Origin of the sequence: Thioalkalivibrio sp. AKL7 (genome assembly GCF_000381705.1) — a bacterium.
GTDB classification, from domain to species: domain Bacteria; phylum Pseudomonadota; class Gammaproteobacteria; order Ectothiorhodospirales; family Ectothiorhodospiraceae; genus Thioalkalivibrio; species Thioalkalivibrio versutus.
The window spans coordinates 1-17,487 of the sequence record NZ_KB906952.1 but is presented as its reverse complement, the minus strand read 5'-3'; the positions used below and the strand labels follow the sequence as shown (position 1 = coordinate 17,487).

General features: G+C 68.2%; 17 protein-coding genes and 1 other RNA gene. 12 read left to right on the top strand and 6 right to left on the bottom strand.

Going from position 1 to position 17,487, the window contains the following annotated elements:
* Window positions 1–15: 15 nt before the first annotated feature.
* From G315_RS0109860 to G315_RS0109820, 9 genes are all read left to right on the top strand, one after another.
* The gene (locus G315_RS0109860) at window positions 16–816 is read left to right on the top strand and encodes an ABC transporter ATP-binding protein (RefSeq protein WP_018146262.1); all 801 of its coding nucleotides are present in this window, start codon (window positions 16–18) and stop codon (window positions 814–816) included.
* Window positions 816–3,305 (top strand): nitrite reductase large subunit NirB, encoded by a 2,490-nt coding sequence (nirB, locus tag G315_RS0109855; protein WP_018146261.1) that lies wholly within the window; start codon window positions 816–818, stop codon window positions 3,303–3,305. Before G315_RS0109860 ends, nirB begins: the two co-directional genes overlap by 1 nt.
* On the top strand, window positions 3,302–3,664 hold the full coding sequence (nirD, locus tag G315_RS0109850) for a nitrite reductase small subunit NirD (protein WP_018146260.1): 363 nt from the start codon (window positions 3,302–3,304) through the stop codon (window positions 3,662–3,664). Before nirB ends, nirD begins: the two co-directional genes overlap by 4 nt.
* A 1-nt stretch (window position 3,665) precedes the next feature.
* Window positions 3,666–6,356: a nitrate reductase gene (locus G315_RS0109845; RefSeq protein WP_026182155.1), complete on the top strand. Its 2,691-nt coding sequence runs from the start codon at window positions 3,666–3,668 to the stop codon at window positions 6,354–6,356.
* Between the two features lie 2 nt (window positions 6,357–6,358).
* Window positions 6,359–7,813 carry a siroheme synthase CysG gene (cysG, locus tag G315_RS0109840; RefSeq protein ID WP_026182154.1) on the top strand — a complete coding sequence of 485 codons (1,455 nt, stop codon included), beginning with the start codon at window positions 6,359–6,361 and terminating at the stop codon, window positions 7,811–7,813.
* Window positions 7,810–8,661, top strand: coding sequence for a uroporphyrinogen-III synthase (locus G315_RS0109835; RefSeq protein WP_018146257.1), 852 nt, complete (start codon window positions 7,810–7,812; stop codon window positions 8,659–8,661). The genes cysG and G315_RS0109835 overlap by 4 nt, the downstream gene beginning before the upstream one ends.
* A gap of 59 nt (window positions 8,662–8,720) precedes the next feature.
* A complete protein-coding gene (locus G315_RS0109830) occupies window positions 8,721–9,662 on the top strand; it encodes an aldo/keto reductase (protein ID WP_018146256.1) in 942 nt (313 codons plus the stop codon).
* 36 nt (window positions 9,663–9,698) lie between these two features.
* Window positions 9,699–10,367, top strand: a complete 669-nt coding sequence (locus tag G315_RS0109825) for a DUF6064 family protein (protein ID WP_019612446.1) — start codon at window positions 9,699–9,701, stop codon at window positions 10,365–10,367.
* A 70-nt stretch (window positions 10,368–10,437) separates the two neighbouring features.
* A complete protein-coding gene (locus tag G315_RS0109820) occupies window positions 10,438–10,713 on the top strand; it encodes a cupin domain-containing protein (protein ID WP_017941843.1) in 276 nt (91 codons plus the stop codon).
* A gap of 136 nt (window positions 10,714–10,849) precedes the next feature.
* Here G315_RS0109820 and G315_RS0109815 read toward each other — a convergent pair whose 3' ends face one another.
* The 6 genes from G315_RS0109815 to G315_RS0109795 all read right to left on the bottom strand — a co-directional run bounded on the left by G315_RS0109815 (window position 10,850) and on the right by G315_RS0109795 (window position 13,943).
* Window positions 10,850–11,527 carry a glutathione S-transferase family protein gene (locus G315_RS0109815; RefSeq protein WP_018146254.1) on the bottom strand — a complete coding sequence of 226 codons (678 nt, stop codon included), beginning with the start codon at window positions 11,525–11,527 and terminating at the stop codon, window positions 10,850–10,852.
* 4 nt (window positions 11,528–11,531) lie between these two features.
* On the bottom strand, window positions 11,532–11,996 hold the full coding sequence (locus G315_RS0109810) for an EVE domain-containing protein (protein ID WP_018146253.1): 465 nt from the start codon (window positions 11,994–11,996) through the stop codon (window positions 11,532–11,534).
* Between the two features lie 18 nt (window positions 11,997–12,014).
* Window positions 12,015–12,662 carry a 5-formyltetrahydrofolate cyclo-ligase gene (locus tag G315_RS0109805; RefSeq protein WP_019612445.1) on the bottom strand — a complete coding sequence of 216 codons (648 nt, stop codon included), beginning with the start codon at window positions 12,660–12,662 and terminating at the stop codon, window positions 12,015–12,017.
* A 31-nt stretch (window positions 12,663–12,693) separates the two neighbouring features.
* Window positions 12,694–12,879, bottom strand: a non-coding RNA gene (gene ssrS / locus G315_RS14280) — 6S RNA.
* A gap of 74 nt (window positions 12,880–12,953) precedes the next feature.
* The gene (locus G315_RS0109800; protein WP_018146251.1) at window positions 12,954–13,391 is read right to left on the bottom strand and encodes a rhodanese-like domain-containing protein; all 438 of its coding nucleotides are present in this window, start codon (window positions 13,389–13,391) and stop codon (window positions 12,954–12,956) included.
* A 45-nt stretch (window positions 13,392–13,436) separates the two neighbouring features.
* A complete protein-coding gene (locus G315_RS0109795; RefSeq protein ID WP_019612444.1) occupies window positions 13,437–13,943 on the bottom strand; it encodes a heme-binding protein in 507 nt (168 codons plus the stop codon).
* A 148-nt stretch (window positions 13,944–14,091) separates the two neighbouring features.
* On the opposite strand from G315_RS0109795, the gene aroC reads away from it, so the two are divergent.
* The 3 genes from aroC (at window position 14,092) to dapB (ending at window position 17,269) form a co-directional block, all read left to right on the top strand.
* Window positions 14,092–15,195: a chorismate synthase gene (aroC, locus tag G315_RS0109790; RefSeq protein WP_018176466.1), complete on the top strand. Its 1,104-nt coding sequence runs from the start codon at window positions 14,092–14,094 to the stop codon at window positions 15,193–15,195.
* A gap of 44 nt (window positions 15,196–15,239) precedes the next feature.
* On the top strand, window positions 15,240–16,403 hold the full coding sequence (locus tag G315_RS0109785) for an MFS transporter (protein WP_019612443.1): 1,164 nt from the start codon (window positions 15,240–15,242) through the stop codon (window positions 16,401–16,403).
* Window positions 16,404–16,474: 71 nt separating this feature from the next.
* On the top strand, window positions 16,475–17,269 hold the full coding sequence (gene dapB / locus G315_RS0109780; RefSeq protein ID WP_018146247.1) for a 4-hydroxy-tetrahydrodipicolinate reductase: 795 nt from the start codon (window positions 16,475–16,477) through the stop codon (window positions 17,267–17,269).
* Window positions 17,270–17,487: the final 218 nt, after the last annotated feature.

The following is a 17,487-nucleotide window of genomic DNA, read 5'->3' as shown; positions in this document are numbered from 1 at the left end:
TACAGGAGAAACATCATGACCAGCTATCTCTCCATTGAACACGTCCACAAGACCTTTGGCGAAGGGCCTTCGGCTACCGAGGTGCTGCGCGACGTCGACCTGCACGTGGACCGCGGCGAGTTCATCTCCATCATCGGCCACTCCGGCTGCGGCAAGTCGACGGTGCTCAACATCGTCGCCGGGTTGCTGGAGACCAGCACCGGCGCGGTGATCCTGGACGGGCGTGAAGTGAGCAAGCCGGGACCGGATCGCAGCGTGGTGTTCCAGAACCACTCGCTGCTGCCCTGGCTGACGGTGCGCGACAACGTCGCTCTGGCGGTGGACAAGACCTTCAAGGGCACCAAGTCGGCGGCCGAGCGGCGCGAGTGGATCCTGCAGACGCTGGAGATGGTCGGCATGGGCCATGCACTGGACAAGCGCCCGGACGAAATCTCCGGCGGCATGAAGCAGCGTGTCGGCATCGCCCGGGCACTGGCGATGGAGCCGAAGGTACTGCTGATGGACGAGCCGTTCGGGGCGCTGGATGCGCTGACCCGGGCCCACCTGCAGGACGAGGTGATGCGCATCCAGTCGGATCTTGGCAACACCGTGCTGATGGTTACCCACGACGTCGACGAGGCGGTACTGCTGTCCGACCGCATCGTGATGATGACCAACGGCCCGGCCGCGACCATCGGCGAGATCCTGGAGATTGACCTGCCCAAGCCGCGCGAGCGTCTGGCGATGGCCGACAACCCGCAGTACAACCACTACCGGGCCGAGGTCCTGCGCTTCCTCCACGAGCGTCACAAGAACCCGGAAGCGGAGGCTGCGTAATGAACACGTCAAACGACAAGCCGCGGCTGGTCCTGATCGGCAATGGCATGGCCGGGATGCGCACGGTCGAGGAGCTGCTGAAACTCAAGCCCGACATGTACGACATCACCGTGTTCGGGGCCGAGCCCTGGGGCAACTACAACCGCATCATGCTCTCGCCGGTGCTGGCCTCGGAGAAGACCGTCGACGAGATCATGCTGAACGACGATGCCTGGTATGCCGAGCGCGGGATCACCCTGCACAAGGGCAAGCGCATCGAGCGGATCGACCGCGTAAGCCGCCGGGTGATCGCCGAAGACGGCACCGAGGCGCCGTATGACCGGCTGTTGCTGGCGACCGGCTCGGATCCGGTGATGATCCCGGTACCGGGGGCCGACCTCGACGGCGTGGTGGGCTTCCGCGACATCCACGATGTTGAAGCGATGCAGGCCTCTAGCCGTGAGCACAAGCGCGCGGTGGTCATCGGCGGTGGCCTGCTGGGGCTGGAGGCCGCCAACGGCCTGATGCGCCAGGGCATGGACGTGACCGTGGTGCATCTGATGGATCACCTGATGGAGCGCCAGCTGGACCCCGCGGCGTCCGGCATGCTGCGCGCCTCGCTGGAGGAACGCGGCCTGCAGTTCCGCATGGCGCACCAGACCCAGGCCATCCTCGGGAACCAGCGGGTGACCGGCGTGCGCTTTGCCGATGGCAGCGAGATCGCCACGGATCTGGTGGTGATGGCGGTCGGCATCCGCCCCAACACCGCGCTGGCCGAGTCCGCCGGGCTGCACTGCGAGCGCGGCGTGGTGGTGAACGACACCATGCAGACGTATGACCCGGCGATCTACGCGGTCGGCGAGTGCGTGCAGCATCGCGGTACCACCTATGGCCTGGTCGCGCCGCTGTGGGAGCAGGCCAAGGTCTGCGCCAATCACCTCGCGGAATACGGTATCGGGCGTTACGAGGGCTCGATGACCTCGACCAAGCTGAAGGTGACCGGGATCGACCTGTTCTCCGCCGGCGACTTCACCGGTGACGAGACCACCGAGGATCTGGTGTTCCAGGACGCCGCGCGCGGCGTCTACAAGCGCCTGGTGCTGAAGGACAATCGCATCCAGGGCGCGGTGCTCTACGGCGACACCCTGGATGGCTCCTGGTACTTCCAGTTGATGCGCGACGGCACGCCGGTCGCCGACATCCGCGAGAACCTGCTGTTCGGGCAGGCGCATATCGGCGACTCCGGCCACGGCGACGAGGCCTCGCGGGTGGCGGCGATGCCGGACAACGCCGAGATCTGCGGCTGCAACGGTGTGTGCAAGGGCGAGATCGTCCAGGCGATCAGCGAGCACAAGCTGTTTACGCTGGAGGACGTGCGTGCCCATACCAAGGCCTCGAACTCCTGCGGCTCCTGTACCGGGTTGGTGGAGTCGCTGCTGGCGACCGCGCTGGGCGGCGACTATTCCGACGCCCCGGCGAAGAAGCCGGTCTGCGCCTGCACCGACCACAGCCACGACGAGGTGCGCGCGGCGATCACCCGCGACGGCCTGAAGACCATGGACGCGGTCTTCCAGGCCCTCGACTGGCGGACCCCGAACGGCTGTCACGTCTGCCGCCCGGCGCTCAACTATTACCTGCTGGCGGCCTGGCCGAAGGAGTACCAGGACGACGCCCAGTCGCGCTTCATCAACGAGCGCGCCCACGGCAACATCCAGAAGGACGGGACCTACTCGGTGATCCCGCGCATCTGGGGCGGGGTGACCACGCCGGCCGAGCTGCGCGCGATCGCCGAGGTGGCCGAGCGTTACGAGGTGCCCACGGTCAAGTTCACCGGCGGCCAGCGCATCGATCTGCTGGGCGTGGAAAAGAGCGACCTGCCAGCCATGTGGCGCGATCTCGGCAAGGCCGGGTTCGTCTCCGGCCATGCCTACGGCAAGGCCCTGCGCACGGTGAAGACCTGTGTTGGCTCCGAGTGGTGCCGTTTCGGCACCCAGGACTCCACCGGCCTTGGCATCCAGCTGGAACGGATGAGCTGGGGCTCGTGGACCCCGCACAAGTTCAAGATGGCCGTTTCCGGCTGCCCGCGTAACTGCGCCGAGGCGACGATCAAGGACCTGGGTGTGGTCTGCGTGGACTCCGGCTACGAGCTGCATGTCGGAGGTAACGGCGGGGTGAAGGTTCGCGCGACCGACTTCCTCTGCAAGGTGGAGACCGAGGCCGAGGTGCTCGAATACGCCGGGGCCTTCATGCAGCTCTACCGCGAAAGCGCCCGCTACCTGGAGCGCACCGCGCCCTGGATCGAACGTGTCGGGCTGACGCAGGTGAAGGACCGCCTGGTGGACGACGCCGAGAACCGTGCCGCGCTGTACGCCCGCTTCCTTCAGTCGCAGGAGGTGGCGCAGGTGGACCCCTGGGCCGAGCGGGCCGCCGGCCATGCGGCGCACGAGTTCATTCCCATCCGGCCGGTGGATGGCCCGCCGAAGGGCCCGCGCCCGGAGGTGTCGGCATGAGCTGGATCGCGATCTGCCATCTCGCCGAGATCCCGCCGCTGGGCGCGCGGGTCGTCGCCGGCCCGCAGGGTGACATCGCCGTTTTCCGCACCGCGGACGACCGCGTCTTCGCCCTGCGCGACCAGTGCCCGCATAAGGATGGGCCGTTGTCGCAGGGCATCGTCCACGGCGAACGTGTGACCTGTCCGCTGCACAACTGGGTGATCGACCTGCAGTCTGGCGCGGCCACGGGCGCGGATTCGGGCTGCACACATGCCTTCCCGGTCCGTGTGACCGAGGGCCAGGTGTGGCTGGACCTGGCCGCCTCCGCCACCGATTCGGACGCGGCGCCGGTGGTTGACTGCCGCGAGGCGGGCTGAGATGGCCACATCCGACGCCGTGACGCGCACCACCTGCCCCTATTGCGGGGTTGGCTGTGGTGTGGAGGTGACTGCGACACCGGGAGCCGAGTTTCCGGTGGCGGTGCGCGGCGACGCCAGCCATCCGGCGAACGCCGGGCGCCTGTGTTCCAAGGGGGCTGCGCTGGCCGAGACCCTGGGGGACGAGGGGCGGCTGTTGCACCCGGAAATCGAGGGGGTGCGGGTCGACTGGGACGCAGCACTGGATCATGTCGCGGGAGGCTTTCGCGACGTGATCGACCGGTATGGGCCCGACGCGGTGGCGCTGTACGTCTCCGGGCAGATCCTGACCGAGGACTACTTTGTTGCCAACAAGCTGATGAAGGGCTTCGTCGGCTCGGCTAACATCGATACCAACTCGCGGCTTTGCATGTCCACGGCCGTGGCCGCACACACCCGGGCCTTTGGTGTGGACGGCGTACCGGGTAGCTACACCGACTTCGAACAGGCGGACCTGGTCGTGGTGGTCGGCTCGAACATGGCCTGGGCGCATCCGGTGCTGTTCCAGCGCCTGCAGGCCGCCCGCGCGGCGCGCCCGGAGATGAAGCTGGTGGTGATCGATCCGCGGCGCACGGCCACTGCCCAGGCGGCCGATCTGCACCTGCCGCTGGCGCCGGGCACGGATGCCTGGCTGTTCAACGGCCTGCTGGATCACCTGCGCCGCGAGGATGCGCTGGACCCGGCATTTCTCGAACGCCATGTCGATGGCTTTGCCGACGCCCTGGCGGCGGCCCGCGCCTCCAGCCCGTCGATTGCCGTGACCGCCGAGACCTGCGAACTGGACCCCGAGGCGGTGGCCACCTTCTTCCGCTGGTTTGCTCGAACGGAGCGGACGGTTACCGCGTTCTGTCAGGGCATCAACCAGTCCGACAGCGGCGTGGACAAGGCCGGGACGATCCTCAACGTGCACCTGGCCACCGGCCGCATCGGCCGCCCGGGCATGGGCCCGTTTTCGCTGACCGGTCAGCCCAATGCGATGGGTGGGCGCGAGGTTGGCGGACTGGCCAGCCAGTTGGCCGCGCACATGGGCTTCGACGAAGTGTCCCTGGATCGCGTAAGCCGCTTCTGGAATGCACCGAATCTCGCCCGCAAGCCGGGGCTCAAGGCGTTGGATCTGTTCCGCGCGGTCGAGTCGGGGCAGGTGAAGGCGATCTGGGTCATCGGGACCAACCCCTTGTTCAGCCTGCCCGAAGCCGAACGCTTCGAGCGGGCCCTGCGCGACTGCCCGCTGGTCGTGGTCTCCGACTGCGTGCGCGAGACCGAGACAACCCGCGTAGCCGACGTGCTGTTGCCGGCGACCACCTGGGGCGAGAAGGACGGCACGGTGACCAATTCCGAGCGGCGCATCTCGCGCCAGCGCCCGTTCCGGGAACCCCCGGGCGAGGCGCGTCACGACTGGTGGGCGCTGGCCGAGGTCGCCCGCCGCCTGGGCTTTGCCGAGGCCTTCCCCTATACGCAGCCGGTGGAGATTTTCCGCGAGCATGCGGCCCTGTCCGCGTTCGAAAATGACAGCACGCGGGACTTCGATATCGGCGCGCTGGCCGCGACCGACGCGGCCGTCTTTGAGGCCCTCGAACCGGTGCAGTGGCCGCTGCCCGCCGGAGCCGAGGCGGGAACGGCGCAGCTCTACGCCGATGGCCGCTTCTTTACGGCCAACGGTCGTGCGCGGCTCGCCGCCGTGACCCCGCAATCGCCGACCGACACGATCGATGCCGAATACCCTTTGCGCCTGAACACCGGCCGCATCCGTGACCAGTGGCACAGCATGACCCGCACTGCGAGTACCCCGCGCCTGAGTGCCCACCAGCCGGAACCCTTCGTCGAGATCCATCCGGTGGATGCCGGCCTGTTCCGTGTGCAGGCGGGTGATCTGGCCGAGGTGACCAGCCGACATGGGCGTTTACTAGCGCGGGTGCAGGTGAGCCGCGAGCAACGCCCCGGCAGCGTGTTTGTGCCGATGCACTGGAGCCGCCCGATCGCCCGCCTGGCGCGGGTGGATGCCCTGGTGCCCGCGCATGTCGATCCGGTCTCCGGGCAGCCGGCGTTCAAGCACACGGCCGTCTCGGTGCGCCCAGCGGCGATGGACTGGCACGGCTTCGTGCTGAGCCGCGAGCCGGTGAGTCTCCCGGAGGCCGACTACGCGGTGACTGCGCGCGGCCCGCGGCATCTGCGCTTCGAACTGGCCGGACGCGGCGCGCCACCCGAGATCGCCGACTGGCGGGCACGGCTGGATGGCCCCGGCGAGTGGCTGGAGTTCGCCGACCCCGCGGGCGGGCGCTACCGCGCCGCGCGCATCCACGAGGGCCGGCTTGCCTGCGTGCTGTTCGCGGGTCCCGACCGGGGCCTGCCCGAGCGCGAATGGCTGGGCGGTCTGTTCGCGGCCGAGTCGATCACCGATGACGAACGCATGGCCCTGCTCACGGGCCGTCCGCCGAATGGACAGGCCGCGCGCGGGCGCCTGGTCTGCGCCTGTTTTGGCGTCGACGAGACGCGCATCCGCACGGCGATCCGCGAGCAGGGGCTGGCGAGCTGCGAGGCCGTGGGTGCCTGCCTCGAGGCCGGCACCAACTGCGGCTCCTGCCGCCCCGAGATCCAGACCCTGTTGAATGAAGAATCCGAGGCGCCCACGGATCCCGTGGCGCGGGAGGGATGAGCATGGAACACCTGCCGATCTATATGCAGTTGCACGGCCGCGAGGCCCTGGTGGTCGGGGCCGGTCCGGTGGCCACACGCAAGGCGGCGCTACTGCTGGAGGCTGGGGCGCGGGTGCGCCTGCGGGCCCCTGAGTACAGTGATGCCGCCGAGCGCTTGTTGCGCGAGCACCCGGAGTCGATCACCCGCGAGCCGGGTGCCTACCGAACCGAGTACCTGGGGCAGGTGGCGATCGTGATCGCCGCGACCGACGACGAGACGGTGAACCGCCAGGTCTCGGAGGACTGTGTTGCGCGCTCGATCCCGGTGAATGTGGCGGACCAGCCCCACCTTTGCAGCTTCATCCTGCCGGCCATCGTCGAGCGCGGCCCGCTGACCATCGCAATCGGCTCCGGTGGCCGCGCCCCGGTCCTGGTGCGTCTGCTGCGCGCGAAGATCGAGAGCCTGATCCCGGCCGGCTACGGGCGCCTGGCGGAGCTGGCCGGTCGCCTGCGTGACCGGGTGCGCGCCCACTTCGACAGCGTGAACGCGCGGCGCGCCTTCTGGGAGCGGGCGTTTGCCGGGCCGGCCACCGAGCTGGCCCTGGCCGGGCGCATGGACGCGGCGGCAGAGCGCTTGGAGCTGGAATTGAATGAGGCGGATGCCGCCACGCCGGGCGAGGTCTACCTGATCGGCGCCGGGCCGGGCGATCCGGATCTGTTGACCTTCCGCGCGCTGCGCCTGTTGCAGCAGGCGGACGTGGTCGTCTATGACCGGCTGGTGTCCTCCGAGGTGGTGAACCTGGCCCGGCGCGAGGCCGAGCGTTTCTATGTCGGCAAGGAGCGCGATCACCACTGCGTGCCACAGGCGGAGATCAGCGCGCTGCTCTCGCGGTTGGCGCGCGAGGGCAAGCGCGTGGCTCGGCTGAAGGGCGGCGACCCGTTCGTGTTCGGCCGCGGCGGCGAGGAGCTGGACGTGCTCGCCCGCGACGGCGTGGCCTACCAGGTGGTGCCCGGCATCACCGCGGGCAGTGGCTGTGCCGCCTATTCGGGCATCCCGCTAACCCACCGTGATCATGCCCAGTCGGTGCGCTTCATTACTGGCCATACCCGCGATGGCCGGCTGGACGTGGACTGGTCGCAGCTGACGAACACCCGCGAGACGCTGGTGTTCTATATGGGCCGCAAGGGCGTGGGCGAGATCTGCCGGGGCCTCAAGGGTGCGGGCCGTGCCGGGCGGACCCCGGCCGCGATTATCGAGAACGGCACGACCGCCCGTCAGCGTGTCGTGACCGGCACGTTGGATACCCTGGCCGCCCGCGCCGAGCGCGAACAGGTCGGCTCGCCCAGCCTGATCGTGATCGGCGAGGTCGCCGCCTGCCACCAGCGCCTGGCCTGGTTCCGGCCGGATGCCGGGTCGGCCACGACGTTCCCGCAGCTGATGCCGGCATCCGGTGTCGTGACCGCGAGCGCGGCGTGAGCGGATTGGAGGATCGTACGCATGCGGTCTCTGGCGAGCTGGCCGGCGTCCGAGTCGCGCTCCCGGAGAGCCGTGCACTGGAGGTGTTTGCCGGGCTGCTGGAGCGGCGCGGGGCCGAGGTGTGGCGCTGCCCGCTGGTCGCCATCCACGACAGCCTCGACCAGGCGGCCATCGAGTCCTGGCTGGCAACCGCCATCGATGCCCCGTTCGATCGGCTGATCTTCCTGACGGGGGAGGGGTTTACTCGGCTGACCGGCTTTGCTCGGCGCGCCGGGTGCGAGGCTACCTGGCTGACGGCCGTGGCCGGAACCCCGACGCTGGTACGGGGCCCCAAACCCGGCCGCGCGATGAAACCGTTCGGTGTGCGGCCCGACGCGGTGGCGGCGGCACCGACCACCGAGGGGATCATCCAGACCCTGTCCAGTCAGGACCTGCACGGAGAACGTATCGGTGTGCAGCTCTACGGTGCGGAACCTAACCGTCGTCTGCTGGATTTCCTGGAGCAGGCGGGTACGGAGGCGTTCCCGGTCTGGCCCTACCGCTACGCGGATGCCGCCGAGACCGGGCGCGTAAGCGAACTGATCGAGGCCCTGATCGCAGGGGAGGTGGATGCGATCGCCTTTACCAGCCAGGCCCAGGTCCGGCGTCTGCTGCGGGTCGGCCAGGCCGAGGATCGTCAGGATGCATTGCGGGAGGCGTTGCGGCGCATCATCGTCGCGGCGATTGGCCCCGTGGTGGCGGATGAACTGCACGCTCACGGTATTACCCCCACTGTGGTACCGGATGGTCGATACTTCATGAAACCGCTGGTCTCGGCGCTGGCCCGGCACCTGCAGGCCGTCGTATAGGGAACTTGTGGTGCGGCCGGATGGCCCACGGATGGAGTCTTCTTCGGTGATCACGTGCCATGAAACATCCATTTCCGCGGCGTTCACGCCGATCCTTCCTGCGCTGGATGGCCGGGTCCGCGGTGGCGGTCGGCGCGGGGTGGCCCCTTGTCGGTGGGACCGCCGAGGGGCGTGAGCCGCAGCGCAAGCCGATCCCCTCTTCCGGGGAGGAGATCCCGGTGATCGGGATGGGAACGTGGATTACCTTCAATGTGCCGGAGGATCCGGAAGCGCTGGCGGTGCGTACCCGGATCCTGGATACCTTTGTCCGCCGTGGCGGCGGGATGATCGACTCCTCGCCGATGTACGGGCGCGCGGAGGCGGTGGTCGGTCACGGCCTGCGCGAGCTGGCGCATCCCGAGGGTGTGTTCTCGGCGACCAAGATCTGGACGCGCAGCACCTCGACCGGCCGCGACCAGCATGCGGAGTCGCGGGATCTGTGGGGTGTCGACACCCTGGGCCTGCAGCAGGTGCACAACCTGCAGAACTGGGAGGCGCACCTGGAAACCCTGCGCGAGCGCCGTGAGGCGGGGGAGGTTCGCTATATCGGCGTGACTACCTCGCACGCGCGGCGCCACGATGAGCTGGAGCGCATCCTGCGGCGCGAGGACCTGGACTTCGTGCAGCTCACCTACAACATCCTGGATCGCGAAGCGGAACAGCGCCTGTTGCCGCTGGCGCGGGAACGCGGGGTGGCGGTGATCGCGAACCGCCCGTTTCGGCGCAAGGCGCTGATCAACCAGTTCGAGGGGCATCCGCTGCCGGACTGGGCGGCGGAGATCGAATGCGAGAACTGGCCGCAGCTCCTGCTCAAATTCATCGTCTCGCACCCGGACGTGACCTGTGCGATCCCCGCGACCTCGGTGGTGGCCCACATGGAGGAGAACATGGGCGCGCTGTACGGCCCCATGCCGGACGCCGGGATGCGCAGCCGCATGGTCGCGTATGTGCAGGACCTGTAGGGTTGGCCTCCGAATCCTTGCGACCGGGGAGCCGACATGCTGCCGTTTGAGGCCTCGACCTGGCTGGCTATCCTGGGCCAGTACAACACCGCGATCTGGCCCCTGCACGGGATCGGTGCACTGCTTGCCCTGGTGGCTGTGGGGCTGGTGATTCCGGGTTCGCGTGCGGCTGGTCGTGTCATTGGCCTGCTGCTGGGCGTGCTGTGGATCTGGACCGGGGTGGCCTTCTTCGGTGGTTCGCTGGCGCCGTTCCACTTCGCCTCCGAGTGGCTGGCCGGAGTGTTCGTGGCCCAGGGCCTGATGCTGGTGTTCGCGCTGACTCTGATGGGCCAGGCCCGCTTCGGCTGGCCCGGCCGGCTCGCGGGTAGCGGCGCGGTCTTGATGATCGTCTACGCGCTGGTGGGCTATCCTTTGCTGGATCTCGCGCTGACCGGCACGTCCTGGACGCAGCTGCAATATGTCGGCGTGGCCCCGGGACCGGTGATGCTGCTGACCCTGGGGCTGCTGTTGCTGGTGCCGTCGCGTCCGCCCCTGGTCCTGGCGATCATCCCGCTGCTGTGGGCGCTAGTCACCGGCTACATGGCCTGGGGCCTTGGCCAGTGGCTGGAATTCCTGCCAGCCGCCCTCGGCGTGGGGGCGTTTGTGCTCCTGCTGCTGCGGCGCTTCGCAGGTGCGGCGCGGGCAGGCCCGCGCCCGGGTGTTTGACCGGACCGGCGGTTGGTCTGCGAACGAGTTGGGTTTAGGCTCGCGTGCTCTCGGTATTGAGGAGGCTGTCATGTCGATCGAAGTGATTCATCGCCCGGACCATGATCATCTGGAACGCCTGGGGGTGTTCGACTGGCCGGTCTGGGAGAAGGAGGTCTCGACCTTCCCCTGGCGCTACGACGAGCGCGAGGTCTGCTACATCCTGGAGGGGCAAGTCACGGTGACCCCGGACGGTGGCGGCGAGCCGGTCACGGTCGGCGAGGGCGACCTGGTCACCTTCCCCGAGGGCATGGACTGCACCTGGGAGATCCACCGCGACATCCGCAAGCACTACCGTTTTGGGTGAAATGACTCTGGCCTGCGCTTGGGCCGGGGTCCCTGCGAGATCGCCACGTCGCTGCGCTCCTCGCGATGACGACGAGTCTGAGTGCTGTGGATGAGGGACGCGGGGCATGGCCCGTTGAAGGGTTGTCGCCAACCGGTCAGCGGGCGAGCCAGTGGGTGTCGAGGGGGGTGTTGAAGGTCTCCTCGACGCGGCGGAGGTAGTAGAGCATGTCGACGGGCAGGTTGATGCCGTCGTGCATTTGTAGCGGGTAGAGGTCGGCAGCGATCACGCAGTCGGCGATGGACGGGTGGCCGAGGTAGAAGCGGTTGGCGGCCAGGTGCTTGGCCAGTTCCGGCAGGTGGCTCAGTTTGGCGAGCTGGTTGTAGCCGTCGTAGCGGTCGTTGGCCAGTTCCTCCAGCGACAGGCCGAAGCGGTGCTGCACATGCGCCTTGAAGTCGGCCAGGGCCTCGGCGCTCTCGCCGATGCCGTGAAAGCCCGGCGCCAGCGGGGCGTAGAGTCGGTCCAGCACGATCTCCACCTTGGCGCGCCAGTCCACCAGGGCCTGCCAGGCGTCCTCGGCGATCACGCCGTCGGATAGCGGCTCGCCGGTCGGGAACAGGTGGTCGATATCGCGCAGTGCCGTGACGGTGTCGGTGTGCAGCGTAGCGTCGTCGGTCTGCAGGATCGGCGACTGGCGGGCCACGCCCAGTTCGAAGAAGGTCTCGTCGTCGAACCAGTCCAGCGCGCGGGTCTCCAGCGCGACGCCCTTGTAGCCGCAGGCCAGGCGCAGGCGGTCGGCCTTCGCGTCGTGCGGGAAGTGGTAGAGCGTGGCCACGCGGTTACTTCACGCGCTGGGCGTGGTTCAGGATGAAGTCCCACTGGTCCCGGGTGATGGGCATTACCGACAGGCGGTTGCCGCGGCGTACCAGCGGGCAGTCCTCGAGCTGCGGCTGCTGCTTCAGCCAGTCGAGCGTGATGATGTCGCCGAATTTCTCCTCGAAGGCGACATCCACGCGCAGCCAGCGCGGGTTGTCCGGGTCGCTCTTTGGGTCGTAGTGCGGGTCTTCGGGGTCGAAGGCGCAGGCGTCCGGGTAGGCCTCTTTCTCGATGCGCAGGATGCCGACGATGCCCGGCGGCTTGGCGTTGGAGTGGTAGAAGAAGGCGAGATCACCCTTCTTCATCTCGTCGCGCATCATGTTGCGCACCTGGTAGTTGCGGATGCCGTCCCACGGCTCCACGCCGACGCGCTCCAGGTCGTCGATGCTGAACTCGTCGGGCTCGGACTTCATCAGCCAGTAGGCCATGCGGGCTCCTTCAGGGGTTTAGTCCAGCGTATTGTGCCGCGCGCGGTCTGGAAGCGCATGCCAGCCCTGCTCGGTGACAACGCCATCCAGCGGGACGTCCCAGGGCTGGGTTGGCAGCGTCGGGACGCCCTGCAGCGAGTGGGCCACGCCGATCAGTTTCGGCCGGTGGATGCCGAAGCGGCGCCGGGCGAAGTAGCGATCGTAGTAGCCCGCGCCCATGCCCATGCGGTTGCCGGCAGTGTCGAACGCCACCAGCGGCATCAGCACCACCTGCATCTCGCGGCGCCAGATGCGCGGGGCGTCCGGGCAGGGCTCGGCGATGCCGAAGCCGTTGTGGCACAGCGGCTCATCCGGGGCCCAGGTGTGGAAATGCATGTGCCCGGGGCGTTTGTCGTCCATCACCGGCAGGGCGATGCGGGTGCCGCGCCGGGCCAGGGCGACGGTCAGTGGGGTCAGGTCGACCTCGCCGCGCAGGCCGCGATAGGCGCCGACACAATGCGGCTGCCAGCGCTCGAACCAGCGCAGCAGGTGTCCGCAAATGGCGGCAGAGTGGTGGTCGAGCTGGGCGTCCGACAAAGCCGCCCGAGCGCGGCGCAGGCGCAGACGCAGGGCACGCAGATCGTCGGGCGATAGCGAATCTTGAACGGAGTCGGTTTCCGCAGACATAAAGGAAATCGGGATCAATTAAAGAAGTGGACGCGCCCCGCAGGCGCCGGCGTGGCCCTTGACCTTGAACCTAGGGCTCAGGTGGGAGAAGTCTCCGAATCTTTAGGCTTTCCGCTCGAAGACGGACATGCACAGCGAAACGGAAGTACTCGGTCCCGTGGTGAAAAATTAAGGCTCAAGGGTACCACCGGGCCACAATCGAACGCCGCAGTGACGCGTCCGAGTTCATTATGAACCAAACCCCCCGGGGTGCGCGCAACCCCCGTGGCTGTAGGGGATCCATCGCGGGCCTCAGCACTGCTCCCAGGGCAGGCCGTGGTAGCGCCAGCCGCTGCGGGTGGAGCGCTTGTGGTTCTCGTCCAGCGGCCCTTCAAAGCCCTCGTCCACCGAGAAGACATGCTCGATGCCGGCATCCACCAGGGCCTGCCCGGCATCCAGTGTGCGCTTGCCGCTGCGGCAGATCAGGTACAGGGCCGGGGCTTCTTCGCTGTGATCGCTGACGCCGCCCAGCAGCAGCTTGCGCACCTGGGGCACGAACTGTGGGTTCACGGTCCAGTCGGGTTCGTCGATCCACGGGATGTGGATGGAGCCGGTCGGATGGCCGACGAACAGATACTCCATGGTCGAGCGGACGTCGATCAGCAGGTCGCGCGGGCGTGCCTGCAGGCGCTCGTAGGTCTCGACCGGCGAGATGCGTTTCGGGGCGGGGCGGGGGGTGTCGGTGGTCATGGTGTTTTCCTGGGGGCGGGCGCCGTTCCCTGGCACCCGCAATGCTTACATGGCGAAGTCGAGGCGTTCCTGGACCCGGTCGATCCCGGCCTGGGCGCATTCCTCGTCGAGATCGCCGCCGGGCGCACCGGACACGCCGACCGCACCGAGCATGCTGCCGGCCGCTTCGATTGGCAGGCCGCCGGCCAGCATGATGATGCCATCCACGTGGTTCATCTCCATGCGGATGTCTTCGCGGTTGTCGCGGAAGTTGGCGGAGGTGGTGCCGGACATGGTCACGGCCCGGGCCTTGTCGCCGGCAATCTGGATGGTCTGCACGCCGGCCATGCGATCGCGCAGGACCACCTGATCGTTGCCGGTCCGGTCGACCACGACGACCGCGGTCTGGTAGCCCATCTCGCGGCAGGCCTCGACGGCGCCCATGGCGATGTCGTTGGCCAGTTCCAGGGTCATGAAGCGCTGGGTGTAGACATCGGCCTGCGCGCTGCTGGCGAGGCCAAGGCAAAGGGCCGCGGCGGTGCCGGTCACCAGGCGGGTCAGGGATTTCGTCATGGGTTCCTCCTTTCTGGTTATGGGTGCTGCACGTCGATCATGGCAGATAGGGGACGTGGTTGCCGAGCGTGCCATTCCGGCCGTCGCCGACCGGCCGCCGGGTGGGGGAACAGGCGACAGGCGGGCATGGCGCGGCTACACTACGCGCATGTCGGGAAACAGCTTTGGGCGACTGTTCGTCGTCAGTACCTTTGGGGAGAGTCACGGGCCGGCCCTGGGCGCGGTGGTGGACGGTTGTCCGCCCGGTCTGGAGCTCTGCGAGGCGGATCTGCAGTTTGACCTGGATCGCCGCCGGCCGGGCCAGTCGCGCCACACCACCCAGCGTCGCGAGCCGGATCAGGTCCGTATCCTGTCAGGGGTGTTCGAGGGGCGTACCACGGGTACGCCGATCGGGCTGCTGATCGAGAACGTCGATCAGCGCTCCAAGGATTACGGCGACATCCAGGACCGCTTCCGCCCGGGGCATGCGGACTACACCTATCACCAGAAATACGGCGTGCGTGATTACCGCGGCGGCGGGCGCAGTTCTGCGCGCGAGACCGCGCTGCGGGTGGCGGCCGGCGGCATCGCGCGGCGCTATCTCGAGCAGCGCTACGGGATCACGATCCGCGGCTGGTTGTCGCAGCTCGGCCCGATCGAGCTGGAGCCGAAGCAGCCGGAGATCGCGAACGACAACCCGTTCTTCTCCCCGGATCCGGACAAGGTCGCGGAACTGGAGGAGTACATGGACGCCCTGCGCAAGTCGGGCGATTCCATCGGGGCACGGGTGACGGTCGAGGCGACCGGGGTGCCGGCTGGCTGGGGCGAGCCGGTGTTCGACCGCCTGGACGCCGACCTGGCCCACGCGCTGATGAGCATCAACGCGGTGAAGGGCGTGGAGATCGGCGCGGGTTTCGAATCCGTGACCCAGCGCGGCACCGAGCACCGCGACGAGATCACCCCCGAGGGCTTTCTGTCCAACCACGCCGGTGGCGTGCTGGGCGGGATCAGCACCGGTCAGGCGGTGCAGGCCAGCATTGCCATGAAGCCGACGTCCAGCATCCGTCTGCCCGGACGCAGCATCAACACCGCCGGCGAGCCGGTGGAGGTGATCACCAAGGGGCGGCACGACCCCTGCGTGGGCATCCGCGCGACCCCGATCGCCGAGGCGATGATGGCGCTGGTGCTGATGGACCACGCCCTGCGTCACCGTGCGCAGAACGCCGATGTCCCGGACTCGGGGCTGGAGCTGCGCGACCATCCCGGCGAATGACGCGGCCTTCGGCCGTGTCGTCCTGATCGTGTAGCGGTCCCGTCATGGCAGTGACGCAGAACGCGCGCCTGTCCGCGGTCTACTTTTTCTATTTCGCCAGCCTCGGCGCCTTCATGCCGTTCTGGGGGCCGTACCTCTCCGAGGAGGGGTTCAGCGGCGCCCAGATCGGCGAGCTGATGGCGATCGTGCTGGCGACCAAGATCATTGCGCCCAACGTCTGGGGCTGGCTGGCGGATCGCGCCGGCGCGCACATGCCGATCGCCCGCTGGGGCGCGCTGGGCGGGGCGGTCGCCTTTACCGGCGTGCTGCTGTACACCGGGTACTGGTGGCTGGCGGTGGTGATGGCCGCCTACAGTTTCTTCTGGAACGCGATCCTGCCGCAGTTCGAGGCGACCACGATGCGCTCGCTGGGCCGGGATGCACATCGCTACGCGCTGGTCCGGCTGTGGGGCTCGGTCGGCTTCATCGTGGCGGTGGCCGTGCTCGGCTGGGCCTTCGACCGGATCGCGGTGGCCTGGCTGCCGTGGATCGTGCTGGCGGTCCTGATCGCGGTGGTGGCCGCGTCGCAGTTCGTGCGTGAGCCGGCGCGCAACCTCGACGAGGACAATAACGCCCCGCCCCTGCTAACCGTGCTGCGCCGCCCCGAGGTGATCGCGCTGTTCGTGGCCTGCTTCTTCATGCAGGCGAGCCACGGGCCGTACTACGCCTTCTTTACCCTGTACCTGGAACAGGCCGGCTACTCGCGCTCGGTGGCCGGGCAGCTGTGGGCGCTGGGGGTGGCCGCCGAGGTTGTGCTGTTCCTGTTGATGCCGCGCCTGATCCTGCGCTTCGGCGCGTGGATGCTGGTCTCCGCGGCGCTGGTGCTGACCACCCTGCGCTGGGGGCTGCTGGCGGCGGTCCCGGATTCCTTGGTGATGCTGCTGTTCATTCAGATCCTGCATGCGGCCAGCTACGGGGTGTACCACGCGGCGGCGATCTCGCTGATCCACTATTTCTTCCCCGGGCGGTTGCAGGGGCGCGGGCAGGCCCTGTATTCGTCGCTGGCCTTCGGGTTGGGCGGTGCCTCGGGATCCCTGGTGGCCGGCTATCTGTGGGATGGCATCAGCCCAGCCTCGGTGTATGTGTTCGCGGCGTTCCTGGCAGCGGCCGGGGTGATCGCCTCGGTGTATGGCGAATGGCGTTTCCGCACCCCGGTGCGAACCCTGTAACTGGCGTGCCGGGGCAAAGCTTCGTAGGGTGCGCGTAACCCGATGGATCGATAGCACTGGATGGAACAAAGATGATTCGAATTGCGATTGCGGGCGCCGGCGGGCGCATGGGCCAGAACCTGGTGCAGGCGGTGGACGAACACCCCGATGCCCAGTTGGGGGCAGCCAGTGAGCGGCCCGGCAGCGAGACCATCGGTCAGGCGGTGGGCGCGGAGGGCCGGGTGCGCCTGGTCGAGGATCTGGCGACCGTCACCGACGATTTCGATGTGCTGATCGATTTCACCTCGCCGCAGGCGACCATGCAGCACCTGGAGCTGTGTGCGAACGCCGGCAAGGCACTGGTGATCGGCACCACCGGGCTGGATGCGGAGCAGGAGCAGCGCCTGCAGGCGGCGGCAGGGGATCTGCCGATCGTCTATGCGCCGAACATGAGTGTCGGGGTCAATCTGACCTTCAAGCTGGTGGAGCTGGCCGCGCGGGCGCTGGGCGACAGCGTGGATGTGGAGATACTGGAGGCCCATCACCGGCACAAGGTGGACGCGCCCTCCGGTACCGCGCTGAAGCTCGGGCGTGTGGTCGCGGAGACCCTGGGCCGCGATCTGGAGCAGGACGCCGTCTACGGGCGCGAGGGCCAGACCGGAGCCCGTGACCGGCGCACTATCGGTTTTGCCACGGTGCGCGGCGGTGACATCGTCGGCGAGCACACTACGCTGTTCGCGGGTGATGGCGAGCGTGTGGAGATCACCCACAAGGCCTCCAGCCGGACGGTGTTCGCCTCCGGTGCGGTGCGTGCGGCGGTCTGGCTGGCTGGCGCCGGCAATGGCCTGTTCGACATGCAGGATGTGCTGGGGTTGCGCGACCTCTAGTCGGTTGGGGCTGCGTTTGGCGAAGGCTAGGCCTGGTTCGTCATCGGTGTTTACGTGCCTTCGTCCGGCCACCTGCCAGGCGCTCTCTCGCGAGCGCACCGCGAGGTACTTTCTTGCTTGCCCAAGAAAGTACCCAAAGAAGGGCACCCGGATTCCGCCCGGGAACCTTGCTCCAGGGCCCTCGGGCCGGCGGCGCTGAACTCGCTGCGCCTTCGGCT